The organism is Paraburkholderia acidiphila, assembly GCF_009789655.1.
GTDB lineage: Bacteria > Pseudomonadota > Gammaproteobacteria > Burkholderiales > Burkholderiaceae > Paraburkholderia > Paraburkholderia acidiphila.
In genome coordinates, this window is the sequence record NZ_CP046911.1 from 1,120,357 (window position 1) to 1,136,572 (window position 16,216).

A 16,216-nucleotide genomic window follows, 5' to 3' on the forward strand; every position below is an offset into this window, starting at 1 on the left:
GCATGAGGATTACGCATGTCAGTGCCGCTCGTGAAACTCCCTCCCCTCGACCTCATCCGCGGTTTCGTGGCAGTTGGCCGGCGCATGAGCATCACGCTCGCCGCCGACGACCTGTGCGTGACGCAATCCGCCGTGAGCCGCCAGATCGCTGCGCTCGAGGAAGCACTGGGCGTGCGCCTCTTCAACCGCGGCTATCGTTCGATCTCGCTCACGCCGGAAGGCGAGCGCCTGCTGCGCGTGGCGGACAGCGCGGTCCAGCAGATGCAGGAGATCGTGGGCGCACTGGCTGTGCCGCAGCGCCAGCCGGTGACGATCACCGCCAGCATCGGGATTGCCGGCCTTTGGCTGCTGCCGCGTATCGGTGAGCTGCAACGCCTGCTTCCCGATATCGATCTGCGCATCGCGACATCCGAGAAGGTGCTCGACCTGCGCGCCGAAGGCATCGATCTCGCGCTGCGCTACGCGCCCGCCCGCATGGCTCCGGAGGCGTCGGGGCACGCGGCGCACCTTTACGACGAATACGTCCTGCCGGTCGCGCATCCCTCTTTGAACGTCAAGAAGCTCGACGCGGTCACGCTCGCGCGCCACGTACTGCTCGAGTTCGAAGGGGTGCGCCGCCCGATGCTTCGCTGGGCGGATCATCTGGGCGCGCGCGGCCTCGACGGCGCACCGCTTCGCGGCGTGCTGCGTTTCAACCAGTACGATCAGGTCATTCAGGCCGCGATTGCCGGCCGCGGCATTGCGCTCGGGCGGCTCGCGCTCGTTCAGCCGCTGCTTGCCGACGGCAGGCTGGCCGCCATCGGCAATGCGCGCGCCGTGGGCCCGACCGGCTACGCCTACTGGCTGCATCAGGCCGACGAAACCCCGCGCGACGACGTGAGCGCCGTCATCGACTGGATTGTCGAACAGGCTCGCCAAAGCCAGATCACATGAGCATAACGCATGCGAAGCATGCGAAAAACTCGCTTGAGCCGACCCGCCATGCCGCGCTCTACTAGGCGCGACGCTGCGCGACAGCGCAGCGCCCAGCGCGAGGAGGCGAACGATGACCGGTATGGACGATGCATGGCGCCGCCGCTGGCTGCCCGTGCTTGCGGGTGGCGTGGTGATGGGCGCGGCGCTGGGCGCGCGCAACGTGCAAGGGCTCTTTCTGCTGCCTGTCACGCTCGATCGCGGCTGGTCGCGTGAGACGTTCGGTCTCGCGCTCGCGTTGCAAAACTTGCTGTGGGGCATTGCACAGCCGCTCACCGGCATGATCTCCGACCGCTTCGGTTCTGCGCGCGTGATCTTCGCGGGCACCCTGCTTTACGCGCTCGGCCTCGCGATGATGGCGCTGAGCGCAACGCCCGGTGTCTACACGTTCGGCGTGGGCGTGGTGCTCGGCGTGGCATTGTCCGGAACGGCGTTCGGTGCAGTCTACGGCGCGCTTTCCCGGCTATTCGCGGCCGACCAGCGTAGCTGGGCGCTGAGCGTGGCAGGCATGTTCGGCGGCCTTGGCCAGTTCTGCGTCGTGCCGCTCACACAAGGGATGATCGGCAGATTCGGCTGGGTGACGGCCATTCTCGTGCTTGCGGCCGTGATGCTGGCGAGCGCGCCGCTCGCGGCATGGCTGCGCGATCGACCGATGGCGCGCAGCGGCGCCGCCGATTCGCACGACACGCTGCGCCGCGCCGTGGCAGAAGCGTTTGCGCATCGCGGATTCTGGCTGCTGAATCTGGGCTTTTTGTCGTGCGGCTTCCAGCTCGCGTTCATCGGCGCGCACCTGCCCGCTTATTTGCTCGATAAAGGCATGAGCGCGCGCGAAGCGAGCCTCGTGCTCGCACTGATTGCGCTGGCCAACACAGCGGGCACGTTTTTGTGCGGCTACGCAGGCGGCTTTCTGCGCCGCAAATATCTGCTCTCGGGCATCTACTTCGCGCGGGCCGGCGTGATGGCGCTATTCCTCGCCTTGCCGCTCTCGCCCCTCACACTCTATGTGTTTGCGTTCGCAATGGGATTCATGTGGCTCGGCACCGTGCCGCTGACAAGCGGGATCGTTGCGCAGATGTTCGGCGTGCGCTTTATCTCGACGCTCTTCGGCTTCGTGTTTCTCGGCCATCAGATCGGGAGCTTCTTTGGCGTCTGGCTAGGCGGGGTCGTGTTCGACGCGACGCATAGCTACGACCTGCTTTGGCAAGGCTCGATTGCGCTCGGCATCATGGCCGGCGTCATGCACTTGCCGATCGACGACGAGCGGGTCGCGCCGCGCGCCATGATCGCGGGCCAACCTTCGTGAGCGAGAGGTTGGCCGTGCGCATCATGCAGGTCATGCTGGCTGTTTCATTCGCCATGCTAATTGTTTTGACGTTTATCGATTATCTGTCGCCCGCGACGTTGCTTGCGTTGCTCACCGGCGCCGCGTTTTGCCGATGACCGCGCAGCGTGCCGGGAATTATTTGATCAGCGCAAGCATGTCGTGGAATCGCGGATGGTCGCTCGAACGCAACCACTCGAACGCGACCATCTCGACCGTTGCCACGTCCGCACCCGCCTGGCGCAACCGCGCAATTGCCGTGTCTTTATCGACGATTGTTCGCGAACCCACCGCATCGATAACGACTGTGACCGATAAGCCGCGATGCAGCAAACCGATTGCCGTTTGCAGCACACAGACATGCGCCTCGCATCCCGCAACGACAACTCGGGTTCGATCTTCAGGCAGTGCGTTAATCAAACCGTCGGCTGTAGCGTCGAAATGGTGCTTCGCAACAGTCATCGCGCACAGGTCTTTTATTTCCTTCGCATTCTCGCCAAGTGCGGCCGGATTCTGTTCTGTCCCGATAACGGGAACATCGAGCCCTTTGGCAATGCGCCCGAGCCGAACGGCTTGAGCGACTACCGATGCGCTTTCGTGAATCGCAGGCATTAGTCTCGTTTGCAAGTCGATCAGAACTACGATCGATTCGGAATGACTATGTAGCATTACGAATCCTTTTAGAAATTGCGCTGCGCACCATAGCACCTGCCAGGGATATTACTAAGTATGCGACAAATGGTCGCCGTGCGACTCTATATCCCAATGCCATTCCCTATGGAGCCAGGCATGCAAGCAGAGACGCTAAAGAAAGCAAGAGCCGCCACGTTTCTCACCCGGTCGGCGTTGTGTCTGATGCTGTTGCCAGTTGCCAGTCTTGTCTGGGCGCTCCAGGCGTATCCGCCACAAGAAGCTTGTTGGCTTTGCTTCTCGCTGGCTATCTATATCTGGCCTTTCGCCGGAGTCCTCTTTGTGATTTCAGCGGGATTCCACGTCGGCACTCACGGTCGCCGACTCGAAAAGGATGCCGGATTGCGCGAGGCGCACGGGCACTAAGTAGCCCGCGCGCCGTCCTGCCGGACGCTCCGCTGCCGATGCTCGAATCAAAGCCTGCTGGAAACAGTGGGCTTTCGGGCTACGCCTGGGCGTCTTGCCGGAACGGCGCGGCCTCGACATCCTTCGGATTCCAGATTAGTTATGGCACGCCGCGTGGCGAGGCCAGCGATCTGGTTGCGTTGAGTCGACGTGCCTCGACCTTCTGACACTCGCGCGCGCGCCGGGTGTGTTCGCGCTTACGCGGCCGCCCCCAGTTCGGCGAAACTGGTGAGCGTCGCTTCGCAAGCTCGCGCAAGCCGCAAATCGTGGCTCGAAAAGAAGACTGCGCTCTCCTTGCCCAGACTCTTGAAAAGATCGATGAGAACCGCGCGCGCAGCGGCGTCGAGCCCGTTGCCTGGTTCGTCCGCGATAACGACGGCGGGCTTGCCCAGCGTCGTCGCCGTCAGGAAGATTTTCTTGCGGGTGCCGAGCGACATCTGCTCGAAACGTTTCTCAAGATGCGGCGTGAGGCCAAAGCGGTCCGCGAGATCGAGCGTGCGCGCGTCGACGGCTGTTTTCTTTGCCGACGCCACGAGTTCGAGAAACGCCCGGCCGGTTTGGAGCGGATACGCCATACAGTCGTCGGGCACATAGGCCAGGGCGGATTTCGCCTCGAGCGGCGCGCTACGCAAGGAATGGCCGCCGAGCCATACCTCCCCTTCGTCGGCATCGATCGCGCCGGCAAGGATGCCGAGCAATGTGGACTTGCCACTGCCGTTTTCATCGCAAAGCGCCACGCATCCCGCGCGGATATCGTGATGCAGTCCCTGGAAGATAACGCGCTTGCCAAAGCGTTTGCTGAGGTTCTCGAATCGAAGCATGGTGGAGTCAATCAAATAAGCCAATGCCAGGCGCGCCGGACGAGCGCGACCCACATCGCTGCCAGCATGATGAGGCAGTCGTGAATCCGTGAACTGGACAGAGCCGATATCGTGCCACGTCGGCTGCGACGCAACAACCGCGCCAACGCCTGGCTTTCGTATTTATTTCATTGCCGGACTCCCCTCGGCGCTGGCCTATACTCGTCGTTTCGCACCGGTAAGCGCCCCGACGCCCGGAGTCTGGTGCGCCCCCTTCAATCTGGCGCAATAGTGACTTCGTGATCTGAAATGAGCGATGGCGTGGAGTACAAGCGGCTCGCCGGCCTTCCGGGGCTGGTTCTTGGTGCTGGGCGTTTCGAGGCGTTCCGTTTCGAGCGGCATTACCATCTTGACTATCACATCGGGCTCGTAACCGAAGGGGTTCAGCGCCAACGCGTCAACGCAGACGCGTTCCTGCTCGGGCCAGGCCGCATTTCCGTGATGCCGCCCGGTGAGGTCCACGATGGAGCCGGGGAATGCGGCAGCGCTTATACGCTGAAGACATTCAGACTGTCCCGAGACCTGCTGCAACGCGTTGCAACCGAGCTAACGGGCTCGGCTCGCGAGCCCGAGCTGAAAAGCATGATGCTCGAGGATCCTGCGCTGGCCGCGCAATTGTTGCAGCTTCACGAGGCGATGCAATTGTCGCCGGACGCTTCGTCGCTGTCCGTGCAGTCGGAATGGTTGTCCCTGCTGTACTGCCTGTTCAACCGGTCCGGCGCGATCAAGCCGATAGCCGTCAACGGGGCTAATGCGACACTCTCTCCAGTGCATCGGCAACGGCTCAAAGACTATTGCCTGTTCCATCTCGCCGAGAAGATCACCCTCGACGACCTCGCCGCCTTGTGCGGGCTGGGGCGTTTTCCTTTCTTGCGCCGATTCAAGCAGACCGTTGGCATGACGCCTCACGCGTGGCTGCTTCGTCTGCGTCTGGAACAGGCTTGTGCCTTGCTGGCAGGGGGCAAACGAACCATTGCCGAAGTCGCCCAGGGTGTCGGGTTCTACGACCAAAGCCATTTCAACAAGGCGTTCCGTCAAGCGTTTGGCGTGGCCCCATCCGCATACTGAGCCGACGCGCGTGCGCGCATCGCACGCGGCAATTTTTTACAAGCCAATCCTGCCCTTCCTCTTTAGGATCGGCGGAAGTCCGTTCGGTATCCGGTGGTCCGATCGCAAACCTGGAAGCCCATTGCAATGACTCTGCACTTTGAAACGCCTTTGATGGAATCGCGCGCCTTGAGCGCCCTCGGTGACCAATCCGTGTGGCTCAAGCTCGACGCGCTACAGCCTTGCGGATCGTTCAAGATCCGGGGCATCGGCCACGCGTGCGCCGTCCATCAGAGCCGCGGCGCGCAGCGTTTCGTTTCTTCCTCCGGGGGCAATGCGGGTCTTGCCGTTGCCTATGCGGGTCGACGCCTGGGTATGCCCGTTGTCGTGGTGGTACCGGAAACGACAACGGCGCGCGCCAAGGAACTGCTCCGCCTGGAAGGTGCCGAGGTGGTGGTGCACGGCAGCTCCTGGCAAGAAGCGAACCAGTTCGCGCAAACGCTGCTCGGCGCAACAGATGCGTTCGTGCATCCCTTTGACGACCCCTTGCTATGGCACGGTCATGCCACGTTGATCGACGAAGTTGCCCACGCCCGCTTCAAACCGGACGCCGTGGTGCTTTCCGTCGGCGGCGGCGGTCTCCTGTCCGGCGTCGTGGAAGGCCTGCAGCGCAATCGCTGGCACGATGTGCCCGTGCTGGCTGTGGAAACCGAAGGCGCCGCTTCGTTCCATGCAGCGCTCGCGGCGGGTCATCCGGTGGAGCTGCCATGTATCTCCAGCGTCGCCACGTCGCTCGGCGCGAAGCGGGTGTGCGAACAGGCGTTGCATTGCGCGCGCGAACACCCCGTACACAGCCTCGTCGTGTCCGACTACAGCGCACTCGCAGCCTGCGAGCGCTTTCTTGCGGATCACCGCATTCTGGTCGAGCCGGCTTGCGGCGCGGCGCTGTCTGTCGCCTATGACAGGCATCCGGCGCTGGCCGGCTACAGCAAGATTCTGGTTATCGTCTGCGGCGGCGCCACGGCGACCATCGATCAGATCCGCACGTGGGCAGCCCAGGCCGGCCGCGCGTGACCTTGTGCAGGTAACGGTGGAAACGATAAAATCCTGTCCGCCGAAAATAGAGTCGCAGGTTGGTATCTCCTGCGCCCAATGATTGGGTTCTAGATATGCCGCGGCGTCAACCTTACTTTCATCAAGTTGAGGGGACGCGCTGTGGACACGACGCTGCGCACCCCTCTAGACGAGGAGCCTGCCCACATGCGCAGCAACACAAACGAGCCGTTAAATGCGGAAGGAACGGGAGAAAGACCGCTGTTCAGCGGATTGACGTTCGATCGCGAAGCGCTGACCCGCGTGCTTCGAGAATGCGGTGACGAACCGACGTTCGAGCACTGCAATTTCAGCGGCGAAGATCTTTCCAACCTCGACCTCCGAGCCGCCCGATTCTCACAGTGCAACTTCGAGCATGCGCTCATGGAGCACTGCGAACTCTCCAGAACCCGTTGGTTGGCGTGCAAGTGCACTGCCGCAAGGTTTCGCTACGCCAATGCGAGTGATGCGCGTTTCTGCCGGAGCGATCTTAACAATACCGATTGGACCGGCTCGAAACTCGCATCAGCCGCGTTCACCGAGGTCAAGCTCACGGGCGCCCGCTTTGTCGATACTCGCACGCTCGGACTTAGCTTTCACGATTCCCTGCTCGTTGGCGCAGATCTGCGGGGGCTCTCGTTTCGCAAGCAAACCCTCGAGGCGCTGAATTTCTCCGACGCGGATCTGTCCGACTGCGACTTTCGCGACGCTGTATTCGAAGGCGGCAGCCTCAGCAACGCACAACTGCGAAACAGTCGCTTCGACGGTGCCGATTTACGCTCTGTAGACCTAAGTGGTTTTCGCATCGTCGACGTACTTCAGCATCTCAAAGGCACGATACTCTCCGTCGATCAGGCGGTAATGCTGGTTGGAGACTGCGGAGTACGGGTGATGTAAGGCAGCTGGCCGGCACGCGCCAGCCGTTTCTCACCAACGCCAACGCCAGTGCACACTGGCGGGAACTCCCATTGCACCATGACGAAGCGTGTCAGCCAGTGCGCAATTCGCGGAATCACCATTCCCATTTTGATTTCGATTCAAGATAAGCGGCGCGACGCGCACCATTTCTACACAAGCTACTCGTAGATATGTCAACACGCGTTTCGTCATTTCATCTGCGTTTTGCGCCGTTTCACTAGTTCATATGGTTGATTTGGAATCAAACCGAAATAAGTTCTTACCATCTTTGGCGCTTTGCAGGCACGCCGCGAAGCTATATTTAAAGGTGACTTCGTTTGCCGCCTGAGACCAAAGCGTGGCGCTGTGTATCAAACGAATAACGCCCGCACCTTTACACCGACGCGTGAAGGTTCTCATCTCGCTCGAGAGGGTACAGCGATTGCATCACAAGCGAAGCGCGTTGCCATGAGCGCTGATTGCCAGACATTTGCATGAGCGGGGGCTCTTCTATGTCGAACCGACACGAGACCTCTCCTGCCGAGACGGGAGAAGTCCTGGTACTGCTAGGTGCCGCCTTCGCTGTGCTTGGCGGCTGGCTCGTCGCAATGGGTTCTACGCCCTACTACGTCGTCACCGGCCTCGCACTGATGGGCTCGGGCACGCTCATGGTGAGAAGCCGGGCGGCGGGGCTGTGGAGCGTCTTCTTCACGCTTGTCGCGGCGCTCGTGTGGTCTATCATCGAAGTCGGGTGCGACGGATTCAAGCCCATACCGCGCCTGTTGTTGCTCGCCCTGCTCGGCCTCTGGTTCTACCTCAACATCGTCGTTGGCCATTCGGCAGTCGCGAGACCCGTGCGCGTTGTGGCTGGCGTCGCCGCGATCGTCTACGCGCTCACGATCGCCGGCATGTTCTCGCCCAAAGTCCCCATTTCGGTTGCGCAACATCTTCGCTACGGACCGCTGTCCCCTCCCCACAGCAGCGGCGCGCCATCCGAGCAGAACAACTAGCGCGGCTCAATCACTCGATGCGAACGATTCAACAATTGATTTCGATTCAACCGGCGAACGCGTGATACGCATCCCCACGCTTCTTCAGACGTGCGGGGAACGCCCTTTGCTTGAAGGCAGGCTCGGAAGTCAAAGAGGTAAGCCATCGTGCTCATACAATTTCCAGAAGAAGATCCCTTCTACTATGCGAGCGGCACGGTCCGGTATCGGGCCTTCGTCGACGGCGCATGGGTCATGTGCGAAATATCGCCGGAGGCGCTTGAAGATTATTTTCGCGCGCGTGCGGGTCGCGCCGGACTGTTAGCGGCTTTCGCAACACATAGGAAGGAGATCGAATCAATCACAAGACAAGTTCTTCCGCACCGTCTCTCCGCCGGACGCTGTCAGCTTTTCTTGCGAGACTGCCTGCGCAAGCCGGGAACAACCGGGGTAGACATATGCCCCAACAGGGGTATCGTTGGAACTGTCCGATACGACGATACGCCAGGCACCAGCACGCGCGTGCCCGCGCTCAGGTACGTCTACGAAGCGGGAAGCGCGCGAAGGTGAATACGCGCTTCGCAATGAAAGGCCAGTGAACGCGCCAGGCGCCGGACCCTTGACGCACTGCAGTGTGAGCGAAGGCACACAACATGCGCACGATCGAAGTTGCATCGCAGCGGCTCACTGCTACGAAAGCCTTTCACCGTGTGCGCTGGCCTCAAAAATACAAAGACGACGCCTTGCGTATGTGGCACGGAGGCGGTTGAGGATTCAGTTCGAAACCGCCCTTCTGAAGAATTCATCTGCGGGATGGCCACAATAATGAACAGCTTCGATACCGTCATTCTGGGAGCCCTCACCCAACTCCAGTTTTCCCCTCAGGTCAATCATGCAATCGTCGTGATTGCCGATCTCTATACCTTCAAGGGCTATCTGCTGATACCGCTGTTGTGGTGGATCTGGGTCCAGCCGAACGAGCGGCGCGACTGGCGCCGTGAAATCGTGCTCGCCACGTTGGCGAGTGCGCTGATTGCACTCACGGTAGGACGCCTGCTGGCGCGCTGCCTGCCGTTCAGGGAGCGGCCGCTATTCACACCGGAGCTTCATCTGCATTTCGCCTCGTCGCCCGTGCAGTTTGCCGGACTGATGAACTGGAGTTCCTTTCCAAGCGATCACGCCATGCTCTGGATGGCGGTTGCCACGGGCATCTTCATCGTGTGGCGCGGCATTGGCGTGCTGGCGTTTTTGGCCGTCGCGGTATTCGTGTGCTTTCCGCGCGCGTACCTGGGGTATCACTACCCGACCGATCTGCTCGCCGGCGCCCTGATAGGCGTCGTGATTACCTGGATCATGACGCGCAGAGCCGTGAGGAGGCGCACGGTGAAACCCGCCATGCGCTACATCATGCGCTATCCCGGTCCTGCCGTGGCGCTCGGATTTATGCTGTGTTTCGAGTTGGTCACGCAGTTCGACGATCTTCTGCGGCTCGCCCATTCTGTATTGCATGCAGCGAGTTGATCGACTCCGTATTCATTCGGATTACTATATGATTAATACCGATCAATCGTGTGAAGCTGGCACAGCTATGCATCAATCGCTTCGCGCGTGGGTCGTGATCTGCACAAAATCAGCAACGATGTGCCCCGCGCCGTAGCGCGCTTCCATCTGCTTCAACTGCTGCGCAACCGCTGCAATGTAGGCCGAGCGAGACTCGGAAGCGGGACGCAGCCCATCGAACAACGGCGCGGGCGTGATCAGCAAAACGATCATCTCAGTGCCGAATGGCTTGTCCACGAGCCAGTATCCCGAACCGCCTACTTTGGCGGAGAACCCAGGCGGCGCCTGGTTGTCGCGCTCGACATTGCTGGGAACCAGATGCACGACGCTGCCGTCGAGCGCGAAGTAATCCACGTTGACGTATGAGTCGTAGTGCGGCGTGGTGATATCGACGATGAGCGGCATGCCCTGCGTGAGGTGCGCGTCGAGCGGCTCGGTACGGATCGTCGCGCCACCGCCCGCCAGACGATTGGCGCGCCAGTACGGCGCAAATGCGCTCACCACTTCGCAGTTGTGGTTTTCCACCGCGGTCACATCGAGTTTCGCGGCCTGCCCTCCCGGCGTTTGTGCTAGTGCGTCGTGCACATGCGCCATGGCTTCGCCTCCGTTGGCAAAACCACGCAGCTGGATCACTTGCCCGGGCAGCGACGCCGCAAGCGCCGAGCAAGGGATACGTGCAAGCGTCGCATTCAACGCGGCGATCGACGCGACGTCGGCCACGGGAGCCGCCACAACCGCGCTCGCGGCAGGCGCGCTCGCGACCACGGCCGCAGGCACGGCGGCAAGCACCGGCGAGGCGGCGGCTTCCGGGGCCGGCTTCGTTGCGCTTGCGGACGCGCTGGTGGCGCCGGTAGTGCTGGTGGCGCTGGTGGAGATAGCCGCCACGGAGGGATTGGCGCCCGTCCGCCCTGGTCCGGAAAGCACGCGGTACCCCGCCCACAAACCCGCGGCGACGACGATCGCCCCCACGCCAACGGCACCGACCCGGGCGCCTGAAAACACCGGCGCATGCGTGAGCACGCCCATGCCCTCGAGAAACTGAGTGACGCTCGCCGTGCGCGAGGCGCGGTCGAACGAAAGCGCCGCGCTCAGCGTGCGCCATTGGCCGCGATCGAGCCCTTCCGGGCGCTCGGCGCGCATCTTTTCGCTGCGTGCCTGGGTAGCCGATTTCCGCTTGAAGGGATGCTTGCCCGTCAACAGTTCGTAGGTCACACAGGCGAGCGCGTAGACATCGTCGCGCGGGTCGGGCTCGCGATGCTCGAACATCTCCGGGCTCGCATAGGCGGGCGTGATGCCGCCAAGCGTCGCGGGATCGAACACGGTAACGTCGGGATCTTCTTCGGGCCGCTGAAATACGCGTGCAATGCCGAAGTCGATCACTTTCACGTCGCCGCCATCGGTGAGAAAAACATTGGCGGGCTTGAAGTCGCAATGCACGAAGCCGCGCTCGTGCGCATAAGCCAGCGCCTGCCCCATGCCGGCAATGATCGGCCGCGCCTTCTCGAACGACATGCCCGCGAAACCCGGCGCGCGCAACAGCTTGCTGAGCGGCTTGCCGGACAGATATTCCATCGTGAGGTAGACGAGCGGCCCGTCGCGGTCGAAGTCATACACCGTGACGATATTGCGGTGCGCGAGCGTCTGCGCCTTGCGAGCTTCGCGTTGCAGCGCGATCAGCGAAGTCGGCTGGCCGCGGAACTGCACGTTCAGCACCTTGATCGCGATATAAGGTTTGCGGTCGGACGCTTCGAGCTTACGTAAATCGAGCGCCTTGTAGACGGTGCCCATGCCGCCCACGCCTAGACATTCTTCGAGCACGAAGCGTCCGTTGAGCGTGTCGCCAATGCCCTTCACGTGCTCCGACTCGTCGCCTGTCGTGGCGGAACGCGCAGCGGCAAGCGCTTCATGAATGCGAGTGGAGTCGTCCACGGCCCCCGTGTTGTCCTGGCGATGTTCGATGCGGCGCAGAACCTCGGCATACACGGCGTCCGGCAGCGGATGAACGGTTTGCGTCGCGTCCACGGCTTCGCGCAAACGAGCGCAATTGGCCGCGTCGACCGCGAGCACGTGGTCGATCTCGGCGAAGAACGCGTCGCGTGAAAGCGCCCCGCTCTGGAATGTCTGGATCAGCTGCGCAAGGCTCATCATTCGTATGCCTTCAACTCAGCTTCAGGATGGCCGAGGCGCTTTTCGTCACAGGTTCCCGGCGCACGATCGCGCCGCGTCTGGCCGCATGCCCCGATCTTCGCCGAGCCCGTTTAAACGTGGTCTCGTCATCCTTAAAGCATACAGAGTCGCCGCCGAATCTGCGCGTACCGTGAACTCGGGCGGCGTGCGCCAGCCACCATACAACAAGGTCTGATGAAAGATTAGTCTGCTGCCGCACGCAGTGCAATCGGTGCCTGAACCAGGCCTCGCACTCACGCATGTTGCTCCGAATCCAACGGCCTCGCCGCGCGCTGTTGGGCCTGCGCCATCAGCGTTTTCGCGCGTAAGCGCTGCCGCCTGCGCCGCGTACGCACGAGCGCGAGGCGCGAAGCCCCGCCGCACAAGGCGTTCAGCGTCAAGTGAGTCGACCGCGAGGCCGCTGGCACAACCTGTGCATTAAGAGGAGCGAGCCCGCAACATACTGCAGCTCATTCGCCAACTACCCTGTTTAGCCCTTCTGGAGAACTATCATGAGCAAGCTGATGATCGCCGACCTGAGCGTCGCGCAAGCACTCGACCACAGCGAAATGAGCGCCGTGCGCGGCGGTGGCGGCCTGAGCCTCTGGCCCGGCTACTATCCGTCGATGCCGACCTTCCAGTCCACCACGACCAACTTCACCGCCGAACAAGTCATCGGTCAGACGAACAGCATCGTGAACAACGTGGGCAACGACGTCGCCTTCGCGTCGAACATCCATGCAACGGTCAACCCGGTGCAGACGGCCCACAACACGATCAACTTCTGATCGTCCAGATAGCGGCGCGACCCCACCCCTGCTGCACTCCGTGTGTCGCGCCCGGCTTCACTCGCCCCATTCATCATCAACTGGAGGCTCATCATGACTTCTCTCGTTATCCGCGAGCTGGCTCCCGGAACGGAACTCGACCGCCGCGCCATGACAGCCGTGCGCGGCGGCGGCAGCAGCGCGTACGGTGGCTATGGCCCGATCGCCAATATCAACGTGTCGCCCAACATCGTGCAGAACATCTCGCAGGTTCAGGTGGTCGACGTCGCCGCGCTCAATAACATCGGGTATATCGGCGCGGGTTTTGGTCCGCTGAATCTCAAGGTCAATCCCTCGCAATACGCGAACACCGGCGTGCTGTTTTAGCCCGTGCCGCGAAGCGAACAAGCAGACGGCGCCGCGAGGCGCCGCCTGCTTGTTGACGTGGGCATCGCAGCACCGCCTATACTCAAACGACACCCATCAAATCCCCTTCGATCTCGTGGAGCGGACCATGAGCATTATCGTCATCAAGGACCTTCCGGAAAGCGTGGAGCTGGACAGGCAAGCGATGGCCGCGATTGCGGGCGGCGCCCGCGTCGCCGCGCAGCGCACGCTACTCGTACCACGGCCGTTCATCGGCGTACGTGTGGAGATCGAAGGCTCGCCCGCGCGGCGTGGGCCGGCAACCGTCACCGCGATGCGGCCGCGCCCCACATTGCTGCGTTGATTTCACGCAGCGCGCGCGGTCATGGCCGGACGCGTGCTGGCAGGCGGAAATACGCACCACGTACCGTCGTCGTGGCGGAAGAAGAAGATTGCAATCGTGCGTGCGGGATGCACCGCTTCTACGCAGACATAGCGCAGCCGTTGCTGCTGCGTGCGGCTAAAGCGCACCACGCGGGCCGGCACACGTGCATTGGGTGCGAGCCACTTGTCGACGAGGGTGCGCAGGGAAGTGTCGGCGGAATTCATGATGGTCTCCGAAGCAAGTGGCGTGGCGCGGCGTATCGGCGTCGGCGGAAAATGGGGTTCACGCCGCCTGTGCGGCGTACGTGTCGTGGGCATGTTCGCGGCGCGCGTGAACCAGCGCGCGAACCACGCGCAGGCCGGCAAGCGGATGGGCAATGCAGGCGCGGACCTGTTCGCTGCGGCCCTTGCCGTCCACGCACCAGGTGCAGAAGTGTTCGCAGTTGTTGCTGAGCAGGCGGTAGCGGTCTTCACCCAGACGCGAACGCGCACGCGCTACCGCTTCGCGGCCCACGAAGGCCGCGCACGGGTGCGCGACGATGGCGACTTCGCAGCCTGCCGCGAAACGTTCGAGCGAGACCTCTTCGATCGGACCGCGATGCAGCGAGACGCACAACCCGGCGTAGTGGACGACACGCCCGGCGCCGACATAGATACCGTGATGGCTGTAGCCCGCGCGACGCGACACGAGATGCGCGCCGAGCGGCGGCTCCTGTGTGTGCGACGTCGATTGAAGTTCGGGGCTCATGGCTGCATCCGCCTGGCTGGTTGCTGGCTTTCCGTGCTGTTCAACGGTTTGCCGGTTGCCAACTATCCTGCATCAGACATGCCAGGCGAGCGATCACGGTTCTATAAGGCGCAGCGGAAGGACAGGCATGCGTGGGCGCCCCTTGTGTCGGCTGCGCGCCAACTCGAACGCTTCGAATGTGTCGGCGCCGGACCGGCAGTTCGACGCCGGACCGGCTCAAGAGAGGGGATTGGGTATGTGTCGGTGTCCTGATGACAACGGGCACCCTGCGTGTTGGCAAGCGCACGACCATTGGAGCGCGGACCGATGAGGCGTGGACGTGGGCGGACCGCGCTTAGCGAGCGCAGCGCCATATGCGGCAAGCCACACCGCGCCTGCGCGCGCGAGCGCCGCGTTCCACCAAAAAATGGCATGCTGCTTGCGAGGTATGGCCGGAACGCCGCGTGCCCGCGGCTATCATCTTGACGGAGACTTTGTCATGACCTCGCTCGCCATCACCGACCTTCACCTGCAATGCGATCTCGATCGCAAGGCCATGTCGTTCATCCGGGGCGCAGGCGCGCCGTGGGTATTCGGCTGGATACAGCCCTACGAGCCCGCGCAGCCTTCCCAGCAGCTCGGATCGATCATCAATCTCTACCAGACCAACAACACGTTCTACGCGAATCAGGTGATCAATCAGTACCAGACGCTCGACGTGACCAATTCCGCGTCCAATTCGAACGTGACAGTAGGCGTGGGCCAGAACGGAAAAAATAACGGACTCGTCGCGTAGCCTATGGAGGCTCGATCGTGGCAGGCGGATTGTTATGGAGCTCGGCATCGCGCACGGACGTAGGGCGTGTGCGCTCGCTCAACGAAGATGCATGTCTCGATCTGCCCCAGAAGGGCCTTTGGGCAGTGGCCGACGGCATGGGCGGGCATACGGCGGGAGACTTTGCCAGCGGCATGATCGTGCGCTCGCTTGGTGGCCTGGCCGCCCCCAACACACTCACGAGCTTCATGGCCGCCGCGCGCGGCACGTTGCAGACGGTGAATCACCAGTTGCGCGAAGAAGCGGTGCGGCGCGCGGTTCGCATGATCGGCAGCACCGTTGCCGTGCTGATGGCGAGGGGGCGCGAATTTGGCTGGCTATGGGCGGGCGACAGCCGCATCTATCTGTACCGCGATGCGCAGCTCGAACCGCTCACGACGGATCATAGTTACGTGGCGGAACTTCAGGCGCAGGGGCATTTGAGCGCCGAAGCGGCGCGCCACCATCCGTCGCAGCATCTGATCACGCGGGCCGTCGGGGCGGCAGACTGGCTCGATCTGGATGAAGGCCGCATTGTCGTGCGTGACGGAGACCTGTTTTTGCTTTGCAGCGATGGGTTGAGCAATGAGGTTCAGGCGCCCGAGATCGTGCGGGCGCTTGAGGCCGGCGATTGCCAGCTGGCTACTGACATGCTCGTGGAGATGGCCCTGCAGGCCGGGGGGCGCGATAATATCACTGCCGTGGTTGTGAGGGTGGATGATCCTGGGGCGTCGGATCGGACGCTTGTGAATCCTGCTGTGGGGCGGTGAGTGTGGGGGTGGGTTGTTGTCGTTGGCGCGGTTCCGCGCTGCTTTGGGCTTTACTTGTTTTCGCGGTGGTGCTTCATGCGTTGCCCCTGTGCGGGGCGGCACCTACTTTTCTTTGCAGCGGCAAAGAAAAGTAGGCAAAAGAAAGCCGCTCACACCGCTAATGCCTGCCACCGTTCACCTCGCACCACCCCACTTGAATGGCTCCGGAGCGTCTGTGACCTCGCACCATTCTCGTTAGTGACAAAGGGCTCATCCGTTCCCGCTGCTCGCTACGCGCGCAGCGGCCGGGTCTGCGAGGGACACCGGAAAACCGAAGGGTAGCAAGCGCATTCGTGAGAACTCACGCACCCAAACGTTTTTTTGTAATGCCCTTCGGGGCGCGTAGCGCC

At 62.2% G+C, this 16,216-nt stretch carries 20 protein-coding genes; 15 read left to right on the plus strand and 5 right to left on the minus strand.

Annotated features, from left to right (window positions below):
- Positions 1-15: 15 nt before the first annotated feature.
- The 3 genes from FAZ97_RS29295 to FAZ97_RS35635 all read left to right on the plus strand — a co-directional run bounded on the left by FAZ97_RS29295 (position 16) and on the right by FAZ97_RS35635 (position 2,412).
- Positions 16-933 carry a LysR substrate-binding domain-containing protein gene (locus FAZ97_RS29295; protein WP_158762221.1) on the plus strand — a complete coding sequence of 306 codons (918 nt, stop codon included), beginning with the start codon at positions 16-18 and terminating at the stop codon, positions 931-933.
- Between the two features lie 112 nt (positions 934-1,045).
- Positions 1,046-2,275, plus strand: coding sequence for an MFS transporter (locus FAZ97_RS29300; RefSeq protein WP_158762222.1), 1,230 nt, complete (start codon positions 1,046-1,048; stop codon positions 2,273-2,275).
- A gap of 14 nt (positions 2,276-2,289) precedes the next feature.
- Positions 2,290-2,412: a hypothetical protein gene (locus FAZ97_RS35635; RefSeq protein ID WP_267904750.1), complete on the plus strand. Its 123-nt coding sequence runs from the start codon at positions 2,290-2,292 to the stop codon at positions 2,410-2,412.
- A gap of 19 nt (positions 2,413-2,431) precedes the next feature.
- Here the strand turns inward: FAZ97_RS35635 and FAZ97_RS29305 are convergent, their stop codons facing one another.
- The gene (locus FAZ97_RS29305) at positions 2,432-2,962 is read right to left on the minus strand and encodes an isochorismatase family protein (RefSeq protein WP_158762223.1); all 531 of its coding nucleotides are present in this window, start codon (positions 2,960-2,962) and stop codon (positions 2,432-2,434) included.
- A gap of 120 nt (positions 2,963-3,082) precedes the next feature.
- Between FAZ97_RS29305 and FAZ97_RS29310 the strand changes: the two genes are divergently transcribed.
- On the plus strand, positions 3,083-3,349 hold the full coding sequence (locus tag FAZ97_RS29310; RefSeq protein ID WP_158762224.1) for a hypothetical protein: 267 nt from the start codon (positions 3,083-3,085) through the stop codon (positions 3,347-3,349).
- Between the two features lie 236 nt (positions 3,350-3,585).
- Here the strand turns inward: FAZ97_RS29310 and FAZ97_RS29315 are convergent, their stop codons facing one another.
- On the minus strand, positions 3,586-4,209 hold the full coding sequence (locus FAZ97_RS29315; protein WP_158762225.1) for an ABC transporter ATP-binding protein: 624 nt from the start codon (positions 4,207-4,209) through the stop codon (positions 3,586-3,588).
- Between the two features lie 288 nt (positions 4,210-4,497).
- Between FAZ97_RS29315 and FAZ97_RS29320 the strand changes: the two genes are divergently transcribed.
- From FAZ97_RS29320 to FAZ97_RS29345, 6 genes are all read left to right on the plus strand, one after another.
- A complete protein-coding gene (locus FAZ97_RS29320; protein WP_158762226.1) occupies positions 4,498-5,316 on the plus strand; it encodes an AraC family transcriptional regulator in 819 nt (272 codons plus the stop codon).
- Positions 5,317-5,442: 126 nt separating this feature from the next.
- Complete coding sequence (locus FAZ97_RS29325) at positions 5,443-6,369, plus strand: pyridoxal-phosphate dependent enzyme (protein WP_158762227.1); 927 nt, start codon at positions 5,443-5,445, stop codon at positions 6,367-6,369.
- Positions 6,370-6,555: 186 nt separating this feature from the next.
- Positions 6,556-7,284: a pentapeptide repeat-containing protein gene (locus FAZ97_RS29330; RefSeq protein WP_158762228.1), complete on the plus strand. Its 729-nt coding sequence runs from the start codon at positions 6,556-6,558 to the stop codon at positions 7,282-7,284.
- Between the two features lie 512 nt (positions 7,285-7,796).
- Positions 7,797-8,294, plus strand: a complete 498-nt coding sequence (locus tag FAZ97_RS29335; RefSeq protein WP_158762229.1) for a hypothetical protein — start codon at positions 7,797-7,799, stop codon at positions 8,292-8,294.
- Positions 8,295-8,441: 147 nt separating this feature from the next.
- Positions 8,442-8,843, plus strand: a complete 402-nt coding sequence (locus FAZ97_RS29340) for a DUF1488 family protein (protein ID WP_158762230.1) — start codon at positions 8,442-8,444, stop codon at positions 8,841-8,843.
- A 255-nt stretch (positions 8,844-9,098) separates the two neighbouring features.
- On the plus strand, positions 9,099-9,794 hold the full coding sequence (locus FAZ97_RS29345) for a phosphatase PAP2 family protein (RefSeq protein WP_158762231.1): 696 nt from the start codon (positions 9,099-9,101) through the stop codon (positions 9,792-9,794).
- A gap of 72 nt (positions 9,795-9,866) precedes the next feature.
- Here FAZ97_RS29345 and FAZ97_RS29350 read toward each other — a convergent pair whose 3' ends face one another.
- Positions 9,867-11,981: a serine/threonine protein kinase gene (locus tag FAZ97_RS29350; RefSeq protein WP_158762232.1), complete on the minus strand. Its 2,115-nt coding sequence runs from the start codon at positions 11,979-11,981 to the stop codon at positions 9,867-9,869.
- A gap of 530 nt (positions 11,982-12,511) precedes the next feature.
- Here FAZ97_RS29350 and FAZ97_RS29355 point away from each other — a divergent pair.
- The 3 genes from FAZ97_RS29355 to FAZ97_RS29365 all read left to right on the plus strand — a co-directional run bounded on the left by FAZ97_RS29355 (position 12,512) and on the right by FAZ97_RS29365 (position 13,496).
- Complete coding sequence (locus tag FAZ97_RS29355) at positions 12,512-12,787, plus strand: hypothetical protein (protein WP_233271869.1); 276 nt, start codon at positions 12,512-12,514, stop codon at positions 12,785-12,787.
- 93 nt (positions 12,788-12,880) lie between these two features.
- Positions 12,881-13,153, plus strand: a complete 273-nt coding sequence (locus FAZ97_RS29360; RefSeq protein ID WP_158762233.1) for a hypothetical protein — start codon at positions 12,881-12,883, stop codon at positions 13,151-13,153.
- 127 nt (positions 13,154-13,280) lie between these two features.
- Complete coding sequence (locus FAZ97_RS29365; RefSeq protein WP_158762234.1) at positions 13,281-13,496, plus strand: hypothetical protein; 216 nt, start codon at positions 13,281-13,283, stop codon at positions 13,494-13,496.
- A 2-nt stretch (positions 13,497-13,498) separates the two neighbouring features.
- Here the strand turns inward: FAZ97_RS29365 and FAZ97_RS29370 are convergent, their stop codons facing one another.
- Together FAZ97_RS29370 and FAZ97_RS29375 are read right to left on the minus strand one after the other, a co-directional pair.
- Positions 13,499-13,741, minus strand: coding sequence for a hypothetical protein (locus FAZ97_RS29370; protein WP_158762235.1), 243 nt, complete (start codon positions 13,739-13,741; stop codon positions 13,499-13,501).
- A gap of 58 nt (positions 13,742-13,799) precedes the next feature.
- The gene (locus tag FAZ97_RS29375; protein WP_158762236.1) at positions 13,800-14,264 is read right to left on the minus strand and encodes a lecithin retinol acyltransferase family protein; all 465 of its coding nucleotides are present in this window, start codon (positions 14,262-14,264) and stop codon (positions 13,800-13,802) included.
- A 478-nt stretch (positions 14,265-14,742) separates the two neighbouring features.
- On the opposite strand from FAZ97_RS29375, the gene FAZ97_RS29380 reads away from it, so the two are divergent.
- Complete coding sequence (locus FAZ97_RS29380; protein WP_158762237.1) at positions 14,743-15,039, plus strand: hypothetical protein; 297 nt, start codon at positions 14,743-14,745, stop codon at positions 15,037-15,039.
- 68 nt (positions 15,040-15,107) lie between these two features.
- On the plus strand, positions 15,108-15,827 hold the full coding sequence (locus tag FAZ97_RS29385; RefSeq protein ID WP_233271870.1) for a PP2C family protein-serine/threonine phosphatase: 720 nt from the start codon (positions 15,108-15,110) through the stop codon (positions 15,825-15,827).
- The last annotated feature ends 389 nt before the right edge of the window (positions 15,828-16,216 follow it).